The organism is Nitrospirota bacterium, from assembly GCA_016214385.1.
In the GTDB taxonomy this organism is placed as follows: domain Bacteria; phylum Nitrospirota; class Thermodesulfovibrionia; order UBA6902; family JACROP01; genus JACROP01.
The window spans coordinates 1-18,607 of record JACROP010000101.1 but is presented as its reverse complement, the minus strand read 5'-3'; the positions used below and the strand labels follow the sequence as shown (position 1 = coordinate 18,607).

At 43.0% G+C, this 18,607-nt stretch carries 19 protein-coding genes and 1 pseudogene; 8 read left to right on the top strand and 12 right to left on the bottom strand.

Features of this window, described 5'->3' with window-relative positions; translation table 11 throughout:
- The first annotated feature begins 839 nt into the window (after positions 1 to 839).
- Together HZC12_06365 and HZC12_06360 are read left to right on the top strand one after the other, a co-directional pair.
- A complete protein-coding gene (locus HZC12_06365) occupies positions 840 to 1,133 on the top strand; it encodes a hypothetical protein (GenBank protein MBI5026340.1) in 294 nt (97 codons plus the stop codon).
- Entirely contained in the window at positions 1,123 to 1,488 is a 366-nt protein-coding gene (locus HZC12_06360) for an HTH domain-containing protein (protein MBI5026339.1), read from the top strand. The genes HZC12_06365 and HZC12_06360 overlap by 11 nt, the downstream gene beginning before the upstream one ends.
- A gap of 109 nt (positions 1,489 to 1,597) precedes the next feature.
- On the opposite strand, the gene HZC12_06355 is transcribed toward HZC12_06360, so the two are convergent.
- Positions 1,598 to 2,893 (bottom strand): sigma-54-dependent Fis family transcriptional regulator, encoded by a 1,296-nt coding sequence (locus HZC12_06355; GenBank protein MBI5026338.1) that lies wholly within the window; start codon positions 2,891 to 2,893, stop codon positions 1,598 to 1,600.
- A 361-nt stretch (positions 2,894 to 3,254) separates the two neighbouring features.
- Between HZC12_06355 and surE the strand changes: the two genes are divergently transcribed.
- The 4 genes and pseudogenes from surE to HZC12_06335 all read left to right on the top strand — a co-directional run bounded on the left by surE (position 3,255) and on the right by HZC12_06335 (position 6,956).
- A complete protein-coding gene (surE, locus tag HZC12_06350) occupies positions 3,255 to 4,013 on the top strand; it encodes a 5'/3'-nucleotidase SurE (GenBank protein MBI5026337.1) in 759 nt (252 codons plus the stop codon).
- Between the two features lie 6 nt (positions 4,014 to 4,019).
- Positions 4,020 to 5,278: pseudogene (locus HZC12_06345) on the top strand (NAD(P)/FAD-dependent oxidoreductase).
- A 48-nt stretch (positions 5,279 to 5,326) separates the two neighbouring features.
- Positions 5,327 to 5,980 carry a protein-L-isoaspartate(D-aspartate) O-methyltransferase gene (locus tag HZC12_06340; protein MBI5026336.1) on the top strand — a complete coding sequence of 218 codons (654 nt, stop codon included), beginning with the start codon at positions 5,327 to 5,329 and terminating at the stop codon, positions 5,978 to 5,980.
- A 61-nt stretch (positions 5,981 to 6,041) separates the two neighbouring features.
- On the top strand, positions 6,042 to 6,956 hold the full coding sequence (locus tag HZC12_06335; GenBank protein MBI5026335.1) for a branched-chain amino acid transaminase: 915 nt from the start codon (positions 6,042 to 6,044) through the stop codon (positions 6,954 to 6,956).
- 79 nt (positions 6,957 to 7,035) lie between these two features.
- Here the strand turns inward: HZC12_06335 and HZC12_06330 are convergent, their stop codons facing one another.
- Complete coding sequence (locus HZC12_06330; GenBank protein ID MBI5026334.1) at positions 7,036 to 7,356, bottom strand: cytochrome c3 family protein; 321 nt, start codon at positions 7,354 to 7,356, stop codon at positions 7,036 to 7,038.
- Positions 7,357 to 7,509: 153 nt separating this feature from the next.
- On the opposite strand from HZC12_06330, the gene HZC12_06325 reads away from it, so the two are divergent.
- Complete coding sequence (locus HZC12_06325) at positions 7,510 to 8,220, top strand: type 1 glutamine amidotransferase (protein MBI5026333.1); 711 nt, start codon at positions 7,510 to 7,512, stop codon at positions 8,218 to 8,220.
- Between the two features lie 32 nt (positions 8,221 to 8,252).
- Here the strand turns inward: HZC12_06325 and sppA are convergent, their stop codons facing one another.
- Positions 8,253 to 9,038: a signal peptide peptidase SppA gene (gene sppA, locus HZC12_06320; protein ID MBI5026332.1), complete on the bottom strand. Its 786-nt coding sequence runs from the start codon at positions 9,036 to 9,038 to the stop codon at positions 8,253 to 8,255.
- A 120-nt stretch (positions 9,039 to 9,158) separates the two neighbouring features.
- On the opposite strand from sppA, the gene HZC12_06315 reads away from it, so the two are divergent.
- On the top strand, positions 9,159 to 9,500 hold the full coding sequence (locus tag HZC12_06315; GenBank protein ID MBI5026331.1) for a YtxH domain-containing protein: 342 nt from the start codon (positions 9,159 to 9,161) through the stop codon (positions 9,498 to 9,500).
- Positions 9,501 to 9,504: 4 nt separating this feature from the next.
- Here the strand turns inward: HZC12_06315 and HZC12_06310 are convergent, their stop codons facing one another.
- The 9 genes from HZC12_06310 to HZC12_06270 form a co-directional block, all read right to left on the bottom strand.
- Positions 9,505 to 9,876 (bottom strand): hypoxanthine phosphoribosyltransferase, encoded by a 372-nt coding sequence (locus HZC12_06310; protein ID MBI5026330.1) that lies wholly within the window; start codon positions 9,874 to 9,876, stop codon positions 9,505 to 9,507.
- Positions 9,877 to 10,023: 147 nt separating this feature from the next.
- On the bottom strand, positions 10,024 to 10,593 hold the full coding sequence (locus tag HZC12_06305) for a hypothetical protein (protein MBI5026329.1): 570 nt from the start codon (positions 10,591 to 10,593) through the stop codon (positions 10,024 to 10,026).
- Between the two features lie 20 nt (positions 10,594 to 10,613).
- The gene (locus HZC12_06300; GenBank protein ID MBI5026328.1) at positions 10,614 to 11,960 is read right to left on the bottom strand and encodes a sigma-54-dependent Fis family transcriptional regulator; all 1,347 of its coding nucleotides are present in this window, start codon (positions 11,958 to 11,960) and stop codon (positions 10,614 to 10,616) included.
- Entirely contained in the window at positions 11,953 to 13,356 is a 1,404-nt protein-coding gene (locus HZC12_06295; protein MBI5026327.1) for a GHKL domain-containing protein, read from the bottom strand. Before HZC12_06295 ends, HZC12_06300 begins: the two co-directional genes overlap by 8 nt.
- Positions 13,326 to 14,531, bottom strand: coding sequence for a type II secretion system F family protein (locus HZC12_06290; GenBank protein MBI5026326.1), 1,206 nt, complete (start codon positions 14,529 to 14,531; stop codon positions 13,326 to 13,328). The genes HZC12_06295 and HZC12_06290 overlap by 31 nt, the downstream gene beginning before the upstream one ends.
- 55 nt (positions 14,532 to 14,586) lie before the next feature.
- Complete coding sequence (tadA, locus tag HZC12_06285) at positions 14,587 to 16,269, bottom strand: Flp pilus assembly complex ATPase component TadA (protein ID MBI5026325.1); 1,683 nt, start codon at positions 16,267 to 16,269, stop codon at positions 14,587 to 14,589.
- 2 nt (positions 16,270 to 16,271) lie between these two features.
- Positions 16,272 to 16,517 (bottom strand): hypothetical protein, encoded by a 246-nt coding sequence (locus tag HZC12_06280; GenBank protein MBI5026324.1) that lies wholly within the window; start codon positions 16,515 to 16,517, stop codon positions 16,272 to 16,274.
- Between the two features lie 93 nt (positions 16,518 to 16,610).
- Positions 16,611 to 18,008, bottom strand: a complete 1,398-nt coding sequence (locus HZC12_06275; protein MBI5026323.1) for an LPS-assembly protein LptD — start codon at positions 18,006 to 18,008, stop codon at positions 16,611 to 16,613.
- A gap of 200 nt (positions 18,009 to 18,208) precedes the next feature.
- A partial coding sequence (locus HZC12_06270; GenBank protein MBI5026322.1) for a hypothetical protein occupies positions 18,209 to 18,607 on the bottom strand: 399 nt, incomplete at its 5' end.

The window sequence follows — 18,607 nt, the reverse complement described above, 5'->3', positions numbered from 1 at the left end:
TGATCATAATAGCCAACTATGTTTTTCCCACTGCGATTTTTGAACTGAACAAGCTCACTTAAAATCTTTCCTGTAGCTTGTGTTTTAGTTGATTTTTCTAATACAACAGGTGAGTTTTCTAATAAAAGAGTTCCCATGACATTCCCCTCCCTTGATTTAATTAATGCAGACGCAAAAAATAAATTTACAAAATCCCCCTACATCCCCCTTTTTCAAAGGGGGAGATCCCTTTTCCCCTCTTTGGGAAAGCCCTTCTCGCTATTTCCCCTCTTTGGAAAAGCAATTCTCTTTTTGTCCCCCTCTTTGGAAAAGAGGGGCAAGAGCCTGCCCCTGCATGTATTAAGCAGGGGGGAGATTTAAAAAAACATTTTGTGTTTGTATTTGTATTGGATTGGTTGATACTGAAAAATGCTCTCTTCGAGATTGCTTCCCCTTCGCTTTGTTCAGGGCTTCGGCTCACTCGCTCGCAAAGACAGTGGAGAAGTTTGGTTTTTATAAAAATGCAATGCTTTTTGTATAATTTTTTACAAATGTCATATTTTTGACGGTTTTCCATGCACAATTATATGTGCAGTGGCTTCGTGCTGATGATATTGTCTGAAAACCTTCAAAGTGTCACCCTGAACCTTGCCCTGAATTTATTTCAGGGTTGTTTCTCTACGAGTCGTAGACAGGGTCTCGTATCACATTGATTTTATTAGATGTGAACAAGTTCAGCATGACAAATGATGTAATTCATAGGTTTTCCGACCCTGTCCTGTCTGGTAAAGCCATCAGATTTTTCCCTGCCTTTCAGGTCGCCATTGTAATTCTTTCTTAGTGGGCATATAATACCAACTATGAGAGCTATAAAAGTTCTTCATATCAAAGAGATCAAAGGAGATGAGATTGTAGAAATCAAAATATGGCAAGTTCCAAGATCAGAAGACAAGCCACATGGCGTTAAATACTCGATAGTATATGTTAAAGGCGGTAAAAGGCTTATTGGTTATGACAATTCAGAAGGTAAAGGAGACCACAGACATTATGGAGACAATGAGGGGCCATATGTATTTAGCAGTATATGGGATTTGTTAAAAGACTTTAAGAATGACGTAAAGAAAATAAGAGGGGGTGATTGGGATGAAGATTAAAAGGGTCAGGATAGAGATAAAGAGACTTGATGATGCATTAAAAGAGGCTGGAGAGGTCTTTGAAAAACTCTCAAGGGGAGAGCATGTTCAGAAAAAAACGGCAATCTATTTTAGCAATCTCAAGGAGATGCGAAAAGTTCTTACTGAAAGACGTTTGGAACTTTTAAAGGCAATTAAGGATAAAAAACCTGTCTCTGTGTATGAGCTTGCAAAAATGGTCGGCAGAGACATTAAAAATGTTTTACAGGACATTGCTTATTTACAAGAACTCGGGCTTGTAGAGATAACAGAAACCAAGGATAAGAAAGTTCCTCGTGTGGATTACGATAAGATTGCCTTTGAGGTGGCGATTTAGCTTATGGTTGGATCAAGAGGATAAAACAAAACTGGAAATAAATACTTTTTCAACAGCCTGCTCAGACCTGACGGGAGTTGTGGGACAACAGTCTGACATTTGAATAGGTTTATTGTGGCCGCTTTAAACCGAGCTGGTTTAGTTTCAAAAGCAGTGTATTTCTGTGTATGCCGAGGGCCTTGGCTGCCCTTGTCTTGTTCCACCTTGTTTTTTCCATGATTTTTAAGAGGTACTGCCTCTCAAACTCAAACTGGGCCTCTCTGAGGGGAAGTTCATTGATAGGGACTTTTATGTGCATGATGACGTCTATTGGAAGGTTATGCATAGAGACTATTTTTTTATCCACGAGGACTACAATTCGTTCAATGATGTTTTTAAGCTCTCTGATGTTTCCAGGCCAGTCGTATTTGATAAAGGCATCTATCACCTCTTTTGAAAACCCCTGGATCTGTTTGTTCATCGTTTTGTTGTATTCGTTTAAAAAATGCGTTACAAGCAATGGAATATCGTCTTTCCTTTCTCTGAGAGGTGGTAATGTTATGGGTATTACATTGAGCCTGTAAAATAAATCCTCCCTGAAATTGCCAGCCTCTACTTCTTTTTTTAGGTCTTTATTTGAAGATGCAACAATCCTTACATCGGTTTTTATGGATCTCGAACCTCCTACGCGGACTGCTTCTTTCTCCTGCAGGACTCTTAAGAGTTTTGCCTGAAGGCTTAAGCTAAGGCAGTCCACTTCATCCAGGAAAATAGTGCCCCTATGGGCAAGTTCGAATTTGCCGATTTTAAGGGAATAGGCGCCTGTAAATGCCCCTTTTTCAGCACCGAAAAGTTCGCATTCGAGGAGGCCTTCTGGAATTGCCGCACAGCCTATTGCAATAAATGGTTTTTCAGCGCGAAGGCTTCTTTTGTGGATTGCCCTTGCAACAAGCTCTTTTCCTGTGCCGCTTTCTCCCAGTATCAGGACAGTGGAATCAGTGGGGCTAACCTTGTCAATTAGCTTATAAAGTTCAATCATCTTTTTATTTTTTCCAACAATATTCTCGAATTCGTGGTAGCGCTCTATCTCATGTTTCAGGTATTTAACTTCCATGAGGAGACTTTGTTTCTCAATCGCTCTTTTAACTACAGCCAGAACATTATTGATTTCAAAGGGCTTTGTTATATAATCATATGCGCCGAGCTTCATGGCTTCCACACCAATCTTTATGTCACTGACTGCTGTAACCATCACAACTTCTACTCCATTGCCTGCTTCTTTTATCTTTTTTAATACATCTATACCGCTCATATCAGGCATCAGGATGTCCAGGAGCACAAGGTTGATGCTTTTCGTTGAGAAAACCTTCAGGGCCTCTCTGCCGTTTTCTGCGGTAAATATCTCGTAGTTATCTTGAAGAAGCATTTTGAAGGACTGACGCACGCCTTTCTCGTCATCCACTATCAATATGGTAGGTCTCAAATCAGAGATTCGTTCCTGACTTGTCTGCAAATTATCAACCCCCTGAACTTTTTAAATTTAAATGGCTCATCACGAATTATAGCGGGTAAAAAATTATTATACATTGCAAATTGTAAAATATTTTAAAATTTAACTCTACAATGCTAATTTTGCAATGAATTCTATCTACCCACTTGTGAAGAATCTATGAAGAAGCAATTAAATTATACCACTTCTATAAAAATTCCCGAAGATAGAGACAGGAAAGCTACTTTTTGTCTTTTAGTTATCTTGAGTTTCTGCTAAAATTTTATTAGATTAAATGATGCCTGTTATACTTGTTACAAATGATGATGGTGTGTATTCACAGGGGATTATGGCTCTGGCTAAGGCACTGAAACCCTCGGGAAATGTTTATGTGGTTGCTCCAGAGAGAGAACAGAGCGCTGTTGGTCATGCGCTTACCCTCCACAGACCCCTCAGGGCTGATAAAATAAAGAATGGCGTGTATAGCATAAACGGCACCCCTACAGATTGCGTGATATTGGCTGTTAACAAGCTTCTTCCCTCCGCCTCAGGCGGAAGGCCTGATATTGTTGTTTCGGGTATCAATAGAGGCGGCAACCTCGGGGATGACATAACGTATTCAGGGACAGTGTCTGCGGCTATAGAGGGGACACTTCTTGGCATACCATCCATTGCTGTCTCTCTGGTCGGAGAAAAGGATTTCCATTTTCAGGAGGCTGCTAAGTTTGCCGCAAGACTTGCAGGCATTGTCCTGAAAAAAGGATTACCACCTGATACCCTTTTAAATGTGAATATTCCCAACGGCGTGGATATTAAAGGTATAAAGTTTACAAGACAAGGCAAGAGGGCTTATGACAATTCCATACAGGAGATGTCCGACCCGCGAGGCAGGAGGCATTACTGGATAGGTGGGGGCTCTCCCCTCTGGGGGCCAGGCGAGGATACAGATTTTCAGGCTGTACAGAATGGTTTTATATCCGTTACCCCAATCTACCTCGACCTGACAAGTTACAATACCCTTAAATATCTCAAGGAGAACTGGAAGACCCTGAAATAAACACAAATGACAAACGCTATAAACGCACAACGCAATTATGATGTGATTATTGTCGGGGCCGGGCCTGCTGGCATTTTTGCTGCGCTTGAACTCGTCTCAGCAAATTCCGGGTTAAAGATATTAATTTTTGAGAAGGGCAGAGACATCAATGAAAGGGTTTGCCCTTTAAAAGTTAGAGAGATTTCTTGCAGGGCCTGTCCTGTGTGCGCGCTTCTATGCGGGTGGGGCGGGGCTGGAGCTTTCAGTGATGGCAAGCTTAATCTTTCATCAGAGATCGGTGGCTTTTTGTCAAGATACATCGATGAGAAAACCCTTCAGGATCTCATATCTTATGCGGACTCTATATATTTAAAATATGGCGCGCCTTCAGAATTTTATGGCGACATTGCAGGGCCTGTAAAAGACCTTGAAAATTTAGCTTCAAAAAATGACCTTATCCTCATACCTTCAAAAATCAGGCACATAGGCACTGACAGATGCATGGGACTTCTGAAAAGGATTAGAGAAGACCTCAATAAAAAGGTAAAGGTCGAGTTTATGAGAAATGTAAAACATGTCCTTGTAAAGAATGGGAAGGTTTATGGCGTAAAGATAAAAGGCGGTGATGAGATTCATGGAAACTTTGTTATCCTTGGCCCTGGAAGGGAGGGCTCCCAGTGGCTTGAAAAAGAGGCCAGGGCTATGGGCCTTTCCCTGCTTAAAAACCCAGTGGATATAGGGGTCAGGGTTGAACTTCCAGCGTCAGTGCTTGAACCCCTTACAAGGATAACCTATGAACCCAAGCTCGTTTTTTATTCTAAGAAGTTTGATGACAAGGTGAGAACCTTTTGCGTAAATCCATATGGAGAAGTAGTGAAAGAATATTCAAAGGGGATATGGACTGTTAACGGGCACAGCTACTCTGACAGAAAGACAAACAATACTAATTTTGCCCTCCTGGTCAGCACTTATTTCACAGAGCCTTTTGATGAGCCACTTTCCTATGGAAGATATATCGCCAGGCTTGCAAACTTTCTTGGCCAGGGAGTGATTGTGCAGAGGCTTGGCGACCTGCATATGGGCCGGCGCTCAACTACCACACCCTTCTCTATGGCGTTGAGGTGAAATTTTATTCAAGACAGCTTAAACTGAGCAGCAGCCTTGAAACAGAGGTGGAAAACCTCTTTGCTGTTGGCGATGGAGCAGGGGTGAGCAGGGGACTTATTCAGGCTTCGGCAACAGGAGTAATTGCAGCAAGGGAAATCCTGAAAAGAGTTGAGAGTTAAGAGTTTAACTTTTAACTCTTTAACTTTTAAACTCTACACTCCTAAAATATGGACTTTAATGAATTAAGAGAGTTGATGGTCAGGACCCAGCTCATAAGCAGGGGAATAAGAGATAAGCGTGTTCTCGATGCAATGCTCAAGGTTCCGAGACATTTATTTATAGATGAATATCTCAGAGAAAGGGCCTACGATGATTGTGCCCTTCCAATAGGAGAGGGACAGACCATATCACAGCCTTACATGGTGGCTGTTATGACAGAGCTTCTTGAGCTGAAGGCTGGAGATAAAGTTCTTGAGATAGGAACTGGCTCAGGCTATCAGGCTGCTGTTTTAGCTGAGCTTGCGGCTGAAGTATATACGAGTGAGAGGATCGAACCTCTTGCCCGTATGGCAGGAGAGGTGTTGAAAGGGCTTGGATATACAAATATTCATGTAATAATTGGTGATGGCACCCTCGGGTTGCCTGAAAAAGCGCCTTTTGATGCCATTATTGTGACTGCTGCTGCGCCGAAGATTCCCGATACATTTACAGGGCAATTAAAAACAGGTGGCAGGCTTGTTATCCCTGTTGGAGACAGGTTTTCCCAGATCCTTTACCAGGTAAAAAAAACCCCCTCAGATATAGTTTTTTCGACTTCCACCCCATGTGTTTTTGTCCCGCTTATTGGCAAACATGGCTGGGAAGAGATAGAAAGACAGTGAGATGTTATTGACAATAAGAAGCGCTTTTGTGTAAAACAGTATGGATTTCCTTGGGGGGGTTATGATTCAGGAGACAAAAAAGATATGGATGGATGGCAGGTTTATTGACTGGCCAGACGCCAAAGTCCATGTCTTAACGCACACGCTGCATTACGGCCTTGGTGCATTTGAAGGAATCAGGTGTTATAAAGCAGAGAAAGGCCCTGCCATCTTCAGGCTTCAGGAGCACATCGACAGGCTATTTACATCATGCCACATACTTCAACTCAGGGTTCCCTATACAAAGGAGGAACTCTCGAAAGCTACAGTAGAATTGATAAAGGTTAATAATCTCGATGAGTGTTACATGCGGCCTATTGTTTATATCGGTTACGGCGCTATGGGCCTTTATCCCAGGGATAATCCAATAAATGTAGCTATTGCAGCCTGGCCCTGGGGTGCTTATCTTGGAGATGATGGCCTTAAAAATGGTATCAGGCTGAAGACATCTTCTTTTTCAAGGCATCATGTAAATGTGAATATGACCAAGAGCAAGACATGCGGCAATTATGTAAATTCCCAGTTAGCAAAGAAAGAGGCTATCTCATGCGGTTATGATGAGGGCCTGCTGCTTGATACCGAAGGCTATGTATCAGAAGGCAGCGGTGAGAATATATTCATTGTGAGAAAAGGGGTGCTGAAAACTGTGCCTCTGATGTCAATCCTTGAGGGAATTACAAGAGACAGTGTGATCAAGATAGCGGATAGGGAAGGTATTGAAGTGAGAGAAATACGGTTTACAAGAGATGAGCTTTATATTGCAGATGAGGCATTTCTGACAGGGACAGCGGCTGAGATAACACCAATTAAAGAAGTAGACGGAAGGATTATCGGAAACGGTCGGCCTGGCCCTATTACTAAAAAACTACAGGGCCTTTTCTTTGATATAGTGAAAGGTAAGAATCCAGCCTACGAATTCTGGCTTACGTATATATAAAAAAGTTAAGAAGTAAGAAGTGGGAAGTGAGAAGTGAAATCTTAACTTCCCATTTCCCACTGCACTGTATATTTCCCAATTATTTCTTATGACACTTTGCGCAATTTGCTGGATCGCTGGCTTTGAATGCCTTTGTGCCATTATGGCATTCACCGCAAAGCTTGCCAGCATTAATATCTGCCATTGTTATCTTGGCAGTTCCTTTCTTCATCTGGAAAATCTTTGTGTGGCAGTCATTGCACTTTAGACCTTTGTCTGTATGAATCTTGCCGTCAAATACCACTTTACCTGCACCTTTACCTTCGAATTCTACTGTTTTACCTGGCGCAACTGCCAGGGCTACGTTTCCAATAAAAGCAATTGAGATTAAGACGGCGAGTGTGAGGAGTATAATTCTCATTGAATAATCACCTCCCTTCTATTAAGGTTATCGCTGACAGGACGAATCCTTAAGCATAAACGGCCTCATTATACACAAAAAACCTCTATCTGTGTCAAGGGCTATGATTTAAATCATATCTTATGATATAGTGGTTCATGGAAAATTGGAAATATGAAAGTCTTGATTCTTAAAAATATCCCCATCGAGGGCCCCGGGACAATAGAGGACTATCTCATTGAGAAAGCAATCCCTTATAAAATAACTGACCTCTCTCTGGACTCTCCGCCTCGGTACGAGTCGTTTCCGACATCTCTTGATGGGTTTGATGCTCTGATAATAATGGGCGGACCTATGGGTGTTTATGAAATGGACGCCTATCCATTTCTCAAGAAGGAAGAAGTCCTGATTAAAGAAGCGATTAAGAGAAAAATGAAGGTTCTGGGTATATGTCTCGGTGCGCAAATGATAGCTCACGCCCTTGGCGCAGAGGTCTATAAAGGCCCTCAAACAGAAATTGGCTGGTATGGTGTAGAGGCGACAGAAGATGGGTTGAGGGATGAAGTATTTTCTTTGCTCGTGACTTCCCGCTCTTCACTCCTCACTGTATTTCAGTGGCATGGCGATACCTTTAATCTGCCTCGTGGTGCTGTGAGGCTTGCCTCATCAAAGATTTATCCAAACCAGGCTTTTCGCTTTTCAGATAATGTCTATGCATTTCAGTTTCATATTGAGGTGACAGATAAAATGATAACCGAATGGCTTGGGAATGAACACGAGTTAAAGGGATTTGATTCATCGAAGATAATCGATGACACAAGGGCCAATTATAAGAATTTCTTAGAAAGGGCCAGGGTTTTTTACAGAGGTTTTTTTGGGTGTTAAATGGAGTTGCAATATGCAGCTCCAATCTCTTCTTAAAACCTCAATCCTTCCATTAAAAGCCTTCCGTAAATTTCCTCTACGGCAACTGAGATGGTCTCCCCTGCCATTCTTTGGAACAGGGGCTTTCTTGGCTTTAAGATTATGGCTTTTTCTTTCTTAATCCCTGTCTCTCTGGACATTTCGTCCAGGACAGAATCAAAGTCGCATATCCTGTCAATCAGGCTGTGTTCGAGGGATGCCCTGGATGAATAAAGCTCGCCTGTTGCCAGTTCTAAGACCTTTGATTTTTCAAGTCTTCGTGCCTCTGCCACAATCTCTATGAATCTCTGGTAAATCGCCTCCTGAAGTGTATCAATCTTTTTCTTTTCTTCCTCTGTGGAGTCTCTATGGAAGAGAGTCATATCTTTGTTTTCGCCCTTTTTCATTACCTCAAGCCTTATGCCAAGACGCTCCATTATATCCTTTAGCACAGGCTTAATTGTAAGAACCCCTATGCTCCCGATTAGTGCAGTTGGCGGCGCAAAAATTTTTTCTGCCCCGCATACTGCCATGTAGCCCCCTGATGCCGCCATGAGGAGATAGCAGTAAACAGGTTTTTTCTCGCTCAGGCGTTTTAAACTGAAATAAAGCATTTCTGATGCATAGGCATTCCCACCGGGGCTTTCTATCTGAAAGATTCCTCCTTTTATGTATTTGCTGTATTCGATGGCCTTTAATAGCCTGAGGTAAGGCTCTACAGTTTTTGTTGAAAGCACACCGCTGAAGGGCACAATAGCAATCCTTCCTATGGGAAGTCTTCTGCTTAGCCATTTAAACATTTGATCCTCCTTGAAATAAAAAAGTTAGAGTTAGAAATGAAAACGTTCCTATAATAATATATAATAAAAGTTGAATTCTGTATAAAATTCTGGTAAAAGATAAGCAAAAAGGAGGCTCGTATGGATAGTAGAGAAGAAGGAAGAATTATAGGCGCATTCATAATTGGAGGGCTGTTAGGTGCTGGTCTTGCCCTTCTCTTTGCACCGCAGAGCGGTAAAGAGACCAGAAAAGACATATCCAAATTTGCCAGGAAGGTTGGAGAAAATGCCAGGGAAATTGCCGAGGATGCAGTTGAAACAATTGAGGATCTGACAGAGGCAATCAGCGAAAAGGCATCAGAGGTGGTTTCAAGAGGTAAGGAGCTTACCGATGAGACAAAGAAAAATGTCCTTAAGGCAATTGAAGAAGGCCAGAAGACTCTGGAAAAGCAAAGGGCAAAATTGGGAAAGCTACTCGGGTAGGCCGTTAAATACTCTTTTTGAATATGGCTATGTAAGGAAGGTTTCTGAATTTATTTTCGTAGTCAAGGCCATAGCCAACTACATACTCGTTGGGTATCTTAAAACCCACATAGTCAAGGGGTATTTCGCTTAAATCTGCATAAATCTTTACCTCTCCTGTGGTTTCTGTCTTCAGATAGCTCGAGGCGATGAGGAAGTCTACTGTCACGGGGACCTTTATCGCTCTTACAATATCAGAGAAGAACATAAAGGCACCCCTGAGAATGCATACAGCGAGTAAGTCTTTTCCCGCATAATCATTTGATATGATTGAGGCCAGTTCTTTTACTTTGTGCTGGATCTGTTCTGTGGTGAGAAACGGTCTGCCAATTATCATCGCTTCCTCCCATGGGTCTATGACTCGTAGAGATGTCGGCTAAAAAGGTTAATATTGTTTTACGCCATAAATATTACACCAAAAATTTAAAATTTGAAATTAAAAATTAAAGGGCCTACGACCTCTAAAGGGCGAGCCTCGCCCCTGCTATCTCGGCTTTGCAGGAATCTCAAGGACCCTCAGGTCGAGAAATCTTTTTGATGTGGCTGACTTTATTACAAGGACAGTGTCTGCACCCCGGCCTGTCCCTGCGACCGCTAAAATTTCTTCACCCTCCGGTATCAGCCCTGCATCAGCCGCCATCATCACTATTTCACAACACACCTTTGGGCCTTCACCAAATCTCCTGAGAGATTGTGCTACGAGCAGGGTAGGGTAAAGTCCGCTGAATTTCGCAGAAAGGGCTGTTTCAAGGCTGTGTGTTATCATGGTACCTGTATAGAGTTTTGCTCCTGATGTCTTTATTTTTTCTTTTACTCCATCGGCCATCTCAAAGCTATTTGGTTCCTTAAAGCCATAAGAGTGGGTAACAACAACGAGGTTGAGGTTTTTCCTGTCCTTAAGTGCCTCTGAAAAAAGAAGTCCAGTGCTGCCTGTGGTGGAGGCGACGACTAAATGCCTGTAATTGTAATCATCAAGTGCTTTTTTTACAATTGCAAGGCACTGGTAAGTGTTTTCAGGTCCAGGTTTTTCAAAATAGGTTGCTGTCGTTTCCATTTAAATACCCTCCGTTCTACTTAAAGGCCGTAACGCCTCATTTTATTGAACAGGCTTTTCCGGCTGATTCCCAGCAGTTCTGCTGCTTTTTGTTTTTTCCACTTTGTTTTTGCGAGGGCCTCGATGATTAGCTTCTTTTCTTCCTCTTCAACGACAGAGCTGACATGGCCTTTTACGGAGAGATCTGTCTCCCTCGGCTCGGGGTACAGTAATTCATATATTGTTTTTTCGCTGATTAAATCATTTTCTTCAAGAAGCAGCGCCCGCTGGATTATATTTTCCAACTCCCTCACATTGCCCGGCCATGAAAAGTTTATCAGGTGTTTCATCGCAGAGGGTGAGATACCCTTTATTCTCCTTTCGAGGTCTTCAGAATATTTTTTAAAAAATATTTCTATAAGCGGCGGGATATCTTCTTTCCTCTCCCTCAGAGGAGGAACTTTTATCTCGATTACATTTATTCTGAAAAGGAGGTCCTCTCTAAATCTTCCTGCTGCTGTTTCAGATAACAGGTTCTTGTTGGTTGCAGCAATGAGTCTTACATCTACTTTTATAATGCCCTTTCCTCCTAAACGCTCAATTTCTTTGCCCTGTATTGCCCTGAGGAGTTTTGACTGCAATGTTAAGGGGAGGTCGCCTATCTCGTCTAAAAAGAGGCTTCCTCCACCGGCCTGCTCGAATTTCCCGATCCTCTGTTGATGAGCTCCTGTAAAGGCCCCTTTTTCGTGGCCAAATAGCTCTGATTCAAGAAGGCCCTCAGGGATTGCAGCACAATTCACACTGATAAAGGGTTTTTCACGTCTGTGACTTAGCTCATGGATGCTCCTCGCAATTAATTCTTTGCCAACACCGCTTTCCCCTGTGACAAGGACTGTGACATCAGTTGCAGCGACTTTTTTTACAAGCTCTATTGCTTTTTTCATCCCCTCGCTTTTTGCTGTTATTTTTTCTATGAATACTTTTTCTTCAAGCGCCTGCCTGAGGTTCTCTATCTCCTTCTGAAGCTTGTAACGCTCCATGGCCCTTCTAATAACGGTTCTGACCACATCTATGTCCACAGGCTTTGTGAAATAATCGTAGGCGCCCAGTTGAATGGCCTTCATGGCAAGTTCCCTGGAACCGTAAGCCGTAATCATGATTATAAGGGCATTAGGCTGTACCTTTTTAACCTTTGCAATGACTTCAAGCCCGCTCATACCGGGCATCCGCTCATCAAGCAGGAGTACATTGTACTGGTCGGAACTGAGTTTATCGAGGGCTTCCTGTCCATTTGATGCAATATCAAAACTATAACCCTCTTTTTTGAGGAACTCCCCGAAAAAGAATTTTATACCGGGGTCGTCGTCTACAACTAATACCTCAGGCATTTTGTCTCTCTTCCACAGTTAAATGGGAAATGGGAAGCGGAAATGTTGCAGAAAATATTATCAGGCCTCCTTCATGCCTGACATTAAGACTTCCACCATGGTTTTCTATGATTTCCCTTGAAATCTTCAGGCCCAGCCCTGCACCACCGGCTTTTGTAGTGTAATAGGAGTCAAAAAATTTAGTAACATCACCGGCATGGGTGTAAGGGTTTGAAATTTCAACAACAACATCGGTATCGAGATTTTTACATCTGATATGTATCTCACTACCTGCCTTCACGGCTTCACAGGCATTTATTATTAAGTTTAGAAATGCCTGGCAAATTTTCCCCTCGTCTGCAGGCAGGGGCATTACCTTGTCATACTCCTCTATGATATTTACGGCCTTATCTTTAAATCTGAGCTTGCTTACAAGGACTGCCCTGTGGAGCACCTCTTCAAGTCTTATCTCTGTTTTCTCCATCGGTTTTGTGTAATCGAGGAGGCCTTCGACAGCCCTGTTTAAACGGTCTATTTCATTTAAAATGACCTTGAGATATTCATGTCTTGGGTCTTCTCCCTTCAAATCCTCTTTTATAAGTTCAACCAGTCCTTTTATTGAGCCCAGGGGGTTCCTTACTTCATGGGCTATTTCTGCTGCTAAGGCTCCGAGGCTTGCGAGGCGTTCTGTCCTCTGAATCTCCATGTGGATGTCTTTCAACTTTGTAATGTCTTTAAAACTCAATACACTACCTTTTATCTTTCTCAGCTCCCTGATTGGAGTTAATGAATAGCCTAAAATTGCAGGCTTTCCGCCTATTGACACTGGTATTTCTCCGCTGCTGATAGTGCTGCCCTTAAGACTCTCATCTGATAACCATCTCAGTTCTGGAATGACTGCAGAAAGTGGCAGCCCGACTATCTCCTCGGTCCGCAGCCCGAGGATTGTAGATGCCTGGGCATTGGCCATTGTTACTGTTCCATTTTCATTCATTGTTATGACGCCCCCTGCCATGCTGTCGAGGGTTGAAATATACTGGTGCAGAGAGGATGCTATTGTTGTAAATTCCTTGCCGAGTGCGTTAAAATCCTCAAAACTGGGCACCTCAAGGGAAGGGGATGCCTTGAGCAGCCTTTTAGCAGGTATCAACAGAGAGTAAGCCACAGCAAGCCCTGAGAGGATAGCCACGCCAAAGCTTATAAAGGCCCACTTCTGTATAAAAGAGTTGTAGTTTTTTAATTCCTCCTTCAATATTACATCCTTTTCGAGGAGTCTTGAAAATTTCTCAAGGGCAATAAAGTATGGTCCTGCTGCAAATATGGCAAAAAAGATAGGCAGCAGGAAGATGATACCTATCTGGAATCTTCTTCGTAAAAAGAGATCGGTTATTTTTTTATAACTGAAATCATGTCCCATATTGGCAAGAAAATTCCCAGGGCAAGGAACAAGACCATGCCGCCTATAAACAACAGCAGTACGGGTTCGAGAGTTGTTGCGAGATTTCTTATTGCATACTCGACTTCAAGGTCATAATAATCTGATACCTTGTTCAGCATTGTATCGAGCGCACCTGTCTCTTCACCTACTCCAACCATCTGAATGACCATTGGAGGAAAAACCCCTAATGTCTTCATTGGCGTGGCCAGGCCTTTGCCTTCCCTGACATTGTTTTTTATCTCACCAACGGCTCTGGAAATTACCTGATTTCCGAGGGTCTGGGCCACTATATCGAGGGAGCTGATCAAGGGAATTCCGCTCCGGTAAAGCGTAGAGAATACCCGTGAGAACCGTGACATCACTGTCTTATGAATCAGGGGGCCAAAGATGGGAAGCTTTAATTTTATATTGTCCCACTGCCAGCTTCCTGAAGGCGTTTTGAGATAATAACGTATGAGCAGGACTATTCCGGCGATACCACCGAGAAGCAGGAACCAGTATTTACTTATGATTACATTTATCAGGATAAGTACCCTTGTTGGCCAGGGAAGAGTCACTTTTGCAGATGCGTAGATAGCGGCGAATTTTGGAATGACAAAGCTTGTAAGGACAATAAAGGCAATGCATATGGCAATCACCACAATCACGGGGTATCTGACTGCAGTCTTTATTCGCGCCCTCGTCTGAGCTTCATGCTCGAGGAGGCTGGCTAATCTTTCCAGCACCTCATCGAGGACACCGCCTTCTTCTCCGACTCTTATCATACTTACATAAAGAGGTGGAAAGACAGCCGGATATTTTGATAGTGCATCTGAAAAAGAACTGCCACCCTCTATATCTTTTCTAATACTGCGAATTACCTCTTTTAGTCTCTTGTTTTTTGTCTGCTCCTCAAGGGTATCAAGGCTTCTCGTAAAGGATATCCCTGAGGTGACGAGGGTTGCAAGCTGACGGCTGAATACAATAAGGTCTTCATACTTTACCCTCCCGAAGATTACAGGCAACTCAAAGGAGGTTTTTTTCTCGGTGATTTTTACAGGAATATACCCTTGACTTGAGAGCTGTTCTGCAATGACATCCATACTGGAGCCGTCAACAGTCCCTTTGATTAAGGCGCCTTTAATGTCCCTTGCCCTGTATTCGTAAATCGGCATGGTGAATCATTCCTCTGTGTTCAACGTTCAATGTTCTATGTTCTCTTATCTGATATTATTCCTCTATCTCCTGTGTGACTCTTAAAACCTCCTCGAGAGTGGTTATGCCATTAAGGGCTGTTCTAAGGCCCTCCTGTCGCAATGTCTGGAAGCCTTCTTTTATTGCCTGAGCCCTAAGCTGACTCGATGGGGACTTGGCTACAATAAGTCCCCTGAGGGCCTCAGTTATAGGTAGTACCTCGAATAGTCCGTCTCTGCCCAGATAACCTGTTTCCCGGCATTCTTTGCAACCACGTCCTCTTACGAGGTTTACCTCTCTGGTTATGTTGAGCTCATGCATTATACCAGAAGGTGCCCTGTAAGTCTCTTTACAGAAGGGGCAGACTTTCCTTACAAGTCTCTGTGCAGTTACACCTATCAGAGACGAAGATATAAGAAAAGGCTCAGTCCCCATATCTAAAAGTCTTGCTATTGCTCCCACAGCATCATTTGTATGAAGGGTGCTTAAGACCAGATGGCCTGTAAGTGCTGCATGTATGGCAATACCAGCGGTCTCAACGTCTCTTATCTCACCAACCATGATTATGTCCGGGTCCTGCCTCAGGATTGCCCTTAAACCACTTGCAAAGGTAAGGCCTGCCTTTGGATTCACCTGCACCTGATTAATTGTGCTGATGTTATACTCTATGGGGTCTTCCAGGGTGACTATGTTCTTTTCTTTGGTGAGGATAGCTTTGATTGCTGAGTACAGGGTTGTTGTCTTTCCGCTGCCTGTTGGCCCGGTCGACAGGATAAAGCCATATGGCCTGCGTATTAGTTTTTCAAAGATTTCCAAACCATTTACAGAAAAGCCGAGCTCGCTTAGTTCAACAAGCCCTTCGGTTTTTTCGAGGAGTCTCATAACGACTTTTTCTCCGAAGAGAGCGGGCAGGGTTGATACCCTGACATCCAGTTGTTTACCCTCTATATTTATGGGGAATCGTCCGTCCTGTGGGATTCTTTTTTCAGCGATGTTGATATTCGATAGAATCTTCAGCCTCGATACAAGACCTGCGTGAAGGTGTTTTGGAGGAGTCATCACCTCATGGAGGATACCATCAACCCTGTAGCGAACCCTTAAGATGTCCTTGTCAGGTTCTATATGTATGTCTGAAGCCCTATCCCTTACTGCCTGAGTAATCATTAAATTCACAAGTCTTACAACAGGCGTTTCCTCTGCTGTGGCCTCAATAGCGGCTGCGCGTTCCTCTTCCATAAAATACCCGGCCTCCCCCATGTCCTTTATAACCTCTTCCATAGTACCGGTTACTCTGTAATATTTTTCGATGGCCTTTGTAATCGCCCTTTCAGTTACAGCAACAGGCTGGACATAAAGCCCTGTGAATTTTCTTATCTCATCAATTGCAACAATATCGAGGGGGTCGAGCATTGCGAGGGTTAAGTCTTCACCTGTCCTGAATGCAGGGATGACATTAAAACGCCTCGCTAAACTTTCAGGGATAAGGTTAACAACATCGGGGTCTATTGTAACTTTTCTTAAATCTACCGATTGTATGCCGAGCTGCTTCCCCAGGAATTCCACCAGCGTGTCTTCTGATATAAAACCAAGGTCAACAAGTATTTCTCCAAGTCTGCCTTTTTTAGTCCGCTGCTCCTCAAGGGCCTTATTCAACTGTTCCCTATTTATAGCTCCGGCCTCTACTAACAACTCGCCTATTGGTTTTTTCTTTAGAACCATATTTATAGACCTGAGGCTCCCAAGTTCGATGTTGATATAGAGCCAAGGCCTTTAAGTTCGATGCTGATGAGGAACTGATAGTCGTCAGGTTTCTTGGTAAAGGAAACACCTACAGCCCAGCACTGGCTTTTATAAGTTGATTTTATGTTCAACTCTCTTAATCCCTCGCCTTTAACATCATACCACAGCCTGCTATAGAGATTCAAAATCCGGCCTTCAAGTCCAGCCTCTATGGAATATAAATCCATCGGGATTGAGTTTCTGTAGGCCTTGCCAACCGATATAAAGCCTTTATCGCTTCTGAGCGTGGCAGAGGCTGTCGTCTCTGTTATTATCTTCTCCTAAATATCGTATGCTGCATTTATTTTGAGCTGTAGATTATTGCTCATAAAGGCTGCTTCTGCTGAAACCGGTGTAAATGGCCTGTCCACATCAAGCAGACTGTATCCATTGGAAAACCTGATGAGGGCTTCTCTCTCTTTGCCTGCGAATCTATTGGTAAGGGAATAAGAGACCAGGCTTGTTTTTGAAATAAGGTCTTTTGAGTCAAAACCAGGCCGGTGTTTCTGATCAGCCGATGGGATGTAGGAGTATTCGATGGATGGTTCGATGATATGAAGGAATGGAGTGTATCTTTTAAACAGTTTTGTGCTGAGGATGGACTGTGATTCAAAAAGATTCCTGTTTGGGCTTGTATCTGGTTCCTTCAGGGCATATAAAGTCTCCCTCAATCCTATCCTCTGCGAGAATGTGATTGTCCTTTGGATGCCGAAAGTCGCATAAAAATTCGGGTTTATATCAAGCCTCTGGCCTCGCTGTCCTTCATCTCTCCAGAAGTTGTTTCCTGTTATATTGAGATTGAAAAAACCCGGGCCCAATCTTGTTGTATTAAGCACAAAACCAAGCTCTGGAAGGCTCTGGGGGATTTCTCCAGATGAGCCTTCCAGGCTCTGTCTATACTGGCCAAGAAAATAGACCCTTCCTCCTGAAAATGGCCTGGATATATGGAGGTTTGATTCGAGATATTTACCGAGCCTTTCTTCCAGGTTCAGGCTGTACTCTTTATAAAAGTCGCTTTCATTAACCATCTGAAGATTTAAATACCCCGATGCATCATAGGGCAGTTCCTGGTTATGAAGTGCTTTGACCTCAAGGAAGTTTTTGTTTAAATGACTGTCCCTCATGTGGTAAACAAAGAGCTCTCCATTTGTCTCAGGGCTTTCTAAATAGCGGTATTGGAGGGCCTCGCCTACTCCCCTTTTGCTGTAATAGTCTAAATACAGGGTCAGGTCCCTATTGTCTGCAATTGCCCAGAAAAAACCTTCTTTTATCCTGAATCCCTTTGTATTGCTATGCCCTAAGAGTGGAAAGAGAAAGCCTGTCTGCCGCTCTTTTGTTATTGGCGCCCAGAAATATGGCGAGTACAGGACAGGCACGCCCTTTATATAAAATGCTACGTCCCGCGCCTTTATTCTATCTTCAAGTTTTATGGAGACATCCTTGCCTGTAAAGTTCCACTCAGGCGGGCATGCATCGCAGGTTGTGATTAATGCCTTATCCAGGTGATAAGTATCTTCGCCGAGCCTTTCTATTTTTTCACCTGTGACATGATAGTTCTGGGATTTAAAAAGGATGTTTCCGTTATAAATGATGCCGAGCTTTGTATCCAGGTTTAATTCTATTTTATCAGCCCTGATAATGGCTTCTTTATCTTCATATATAACACTGCCAATGCACACGGCATCCTTCGTGGTATTGTTGAGGTGGACTTCGTCTGCCTTTAAAGTTGAATCCTTCTGTGTTATCAGGACAGAGCCCTTTGCAATGTAAGTGTCAGTCTCTGCGATGTATTCAATGTTGTCAGCAGAGATATTTACACCCTCTTCGGCAAAGGCAGGGAAAGGAAGTAAGAAATAAGAAATGAGAAATAAGAAGGTGCCTATTCCCTTAATCTTGAAAGGTGTGAAGAGAGTCTTGATTGTCCTAAAACCTCCTTTGCCTCACCTGTTGTATAAAAAGAACCGGTCACAACTATAAGGTTTCCTTCTTGGTTGCGAGTCGTACCGACTTTATAAAGTGTCCGTGCAAGTTTCAGGGCTTCTGATACTGTGTCAGTTGTTTTTATATCTCCTGTGTAGCCTTTTAAACCTTTTTTGAGCCTTTCTGTGGTTGCTGCCCTTTCGCCCTTAGGTCTTGTCAGTATTATTTTATCTGAGATAGATGATAAAGGTCTCAGGATTCCATCTATATCTTTGTCTTTCATTATTCCTGCGATAACGATGATACTCTTTTCAGGGAAAATTTCTTTGATTGATTCAGATAAGGCATTTGCAGCCTC

Excerpts from the sequence above, each read along its gene's own strand:
- HZC12_06305 (MBI5026329.1), bottom strand. The coding sequence starts at position 10,593 with ATGGAAACGACAGCAACCTATTTTGAAAAACCTGGACCTGAAAACACT.
- HZC12_06280 (MBI5026324.1), bottom strand. The coding sequence starts at position 16,517 with ATGGATTTATATTCCATAGAGGCTGGACTTGAAGGCCGGATTTTGAAT.
- HZC12_06355 (MBI5026338.1), bottom strand. The coding sequence starts at position 2,893 with ATGCTTCTTCAAGATAACTACGAGATATTTACCGCAGAAAACGGCAGA.
- tadA (MBI5026325.1), bottom strand. The coding sequence starts at position 16,269 with ATGGTTCTAAAGAAAAAACCAATAGGCGAGTTGTTAGTAGAGGCCGGA.
- HZC12_06315 (MBI5026331.1), top strand. The coding sequence starts at position 9,159 with ATGGATAGTAGAGAAGAAGGAAGAATTATAGGCGCATTCATAATTGGA.
- HZC12_06330 (MBI5026334.1), bottom strand. The coding sequence starts at position 7,356 with ATGAGAATTATACTCCTCACACTCGCCGTCTTAATCTCAATTGCTTTT.
- HZC12_06290 (MBI5026326.1), bottom strand. The coding sequence starts at position 14,531 with ATGCCGATTTACGAATACAGGGCAAGGGACATTAAAGGCGCCTTAATC.
- HZC12_06310 (MBI5026330.1), bottom strand. The coding sequence starts at position 9,876 with ATGATAATTGGCAGACCGTTTCTCACCACAGAACAGATCCAGCACAAA.
- surE (MBI5026337.1), top strand. The coding sequence starts at position 3,255 with ATGCCTGTTATACTTGTTACAAATGATGATGGTGTGTATTCACAGGGG.
- HZC12_06295 (MBI5026327.1), bottom strand. The coding sequence starts at position 13,356 with ATGGGACATGATTTCAGTTATAAAAAAATAACCGATCTCTTTTTACGA.
- HZC12_06340 (MBI5026336.1), top strand. The coding sequence starts at position 5,327 with ATGGACTTTAATGAATTAAGAGAGTTGATGGTCAGGACCCAGCTCATA.
- HZC12_06325 (MBI5026333.1), top strand. The coding sequence starts at position 7,510 with ATGAAAGTCTTGATTCTTAAAAATATCCCCATCGAGGGCCCCGGGACA.
- HZC12_06365 (MBI5026340.1), top strand. The coding sequence starts at position 840 with ATGAGAGCTATAAAAGTTCTTCATATCAAAGAGATCAAAGGAGATGAG.
- HZC12_06335 (MBI5026335.1), top strand. The coding sequence starts at position 6,042 with ATGATTCAGGAGACAAAAAAGATATGGATGGATGGCAGGTTTATTGAC.
- HZC12_06300 (MBI5026328.1), bottom strand. The coding sequence starts at position 11,960 with ATGCCTGAGGTATTAGTTGTAGACGACGACCCCGGTATAAAATTCTTT.
- HZC12_06360 (MBI5026339.1), top strand. The coding sequence starts at position 1,123 with ATGAAGATTAAAAGGGTCAGGATAGAGATAAAGAGACTTGATGATGCA.
- sppA (MBI5026332.1), bottom strand. The coding sequence starts at position 9,038 with ATGTTTAAATGGCTAAGCAGAAGACTTCCCATAGGAAGGATTGCTATT.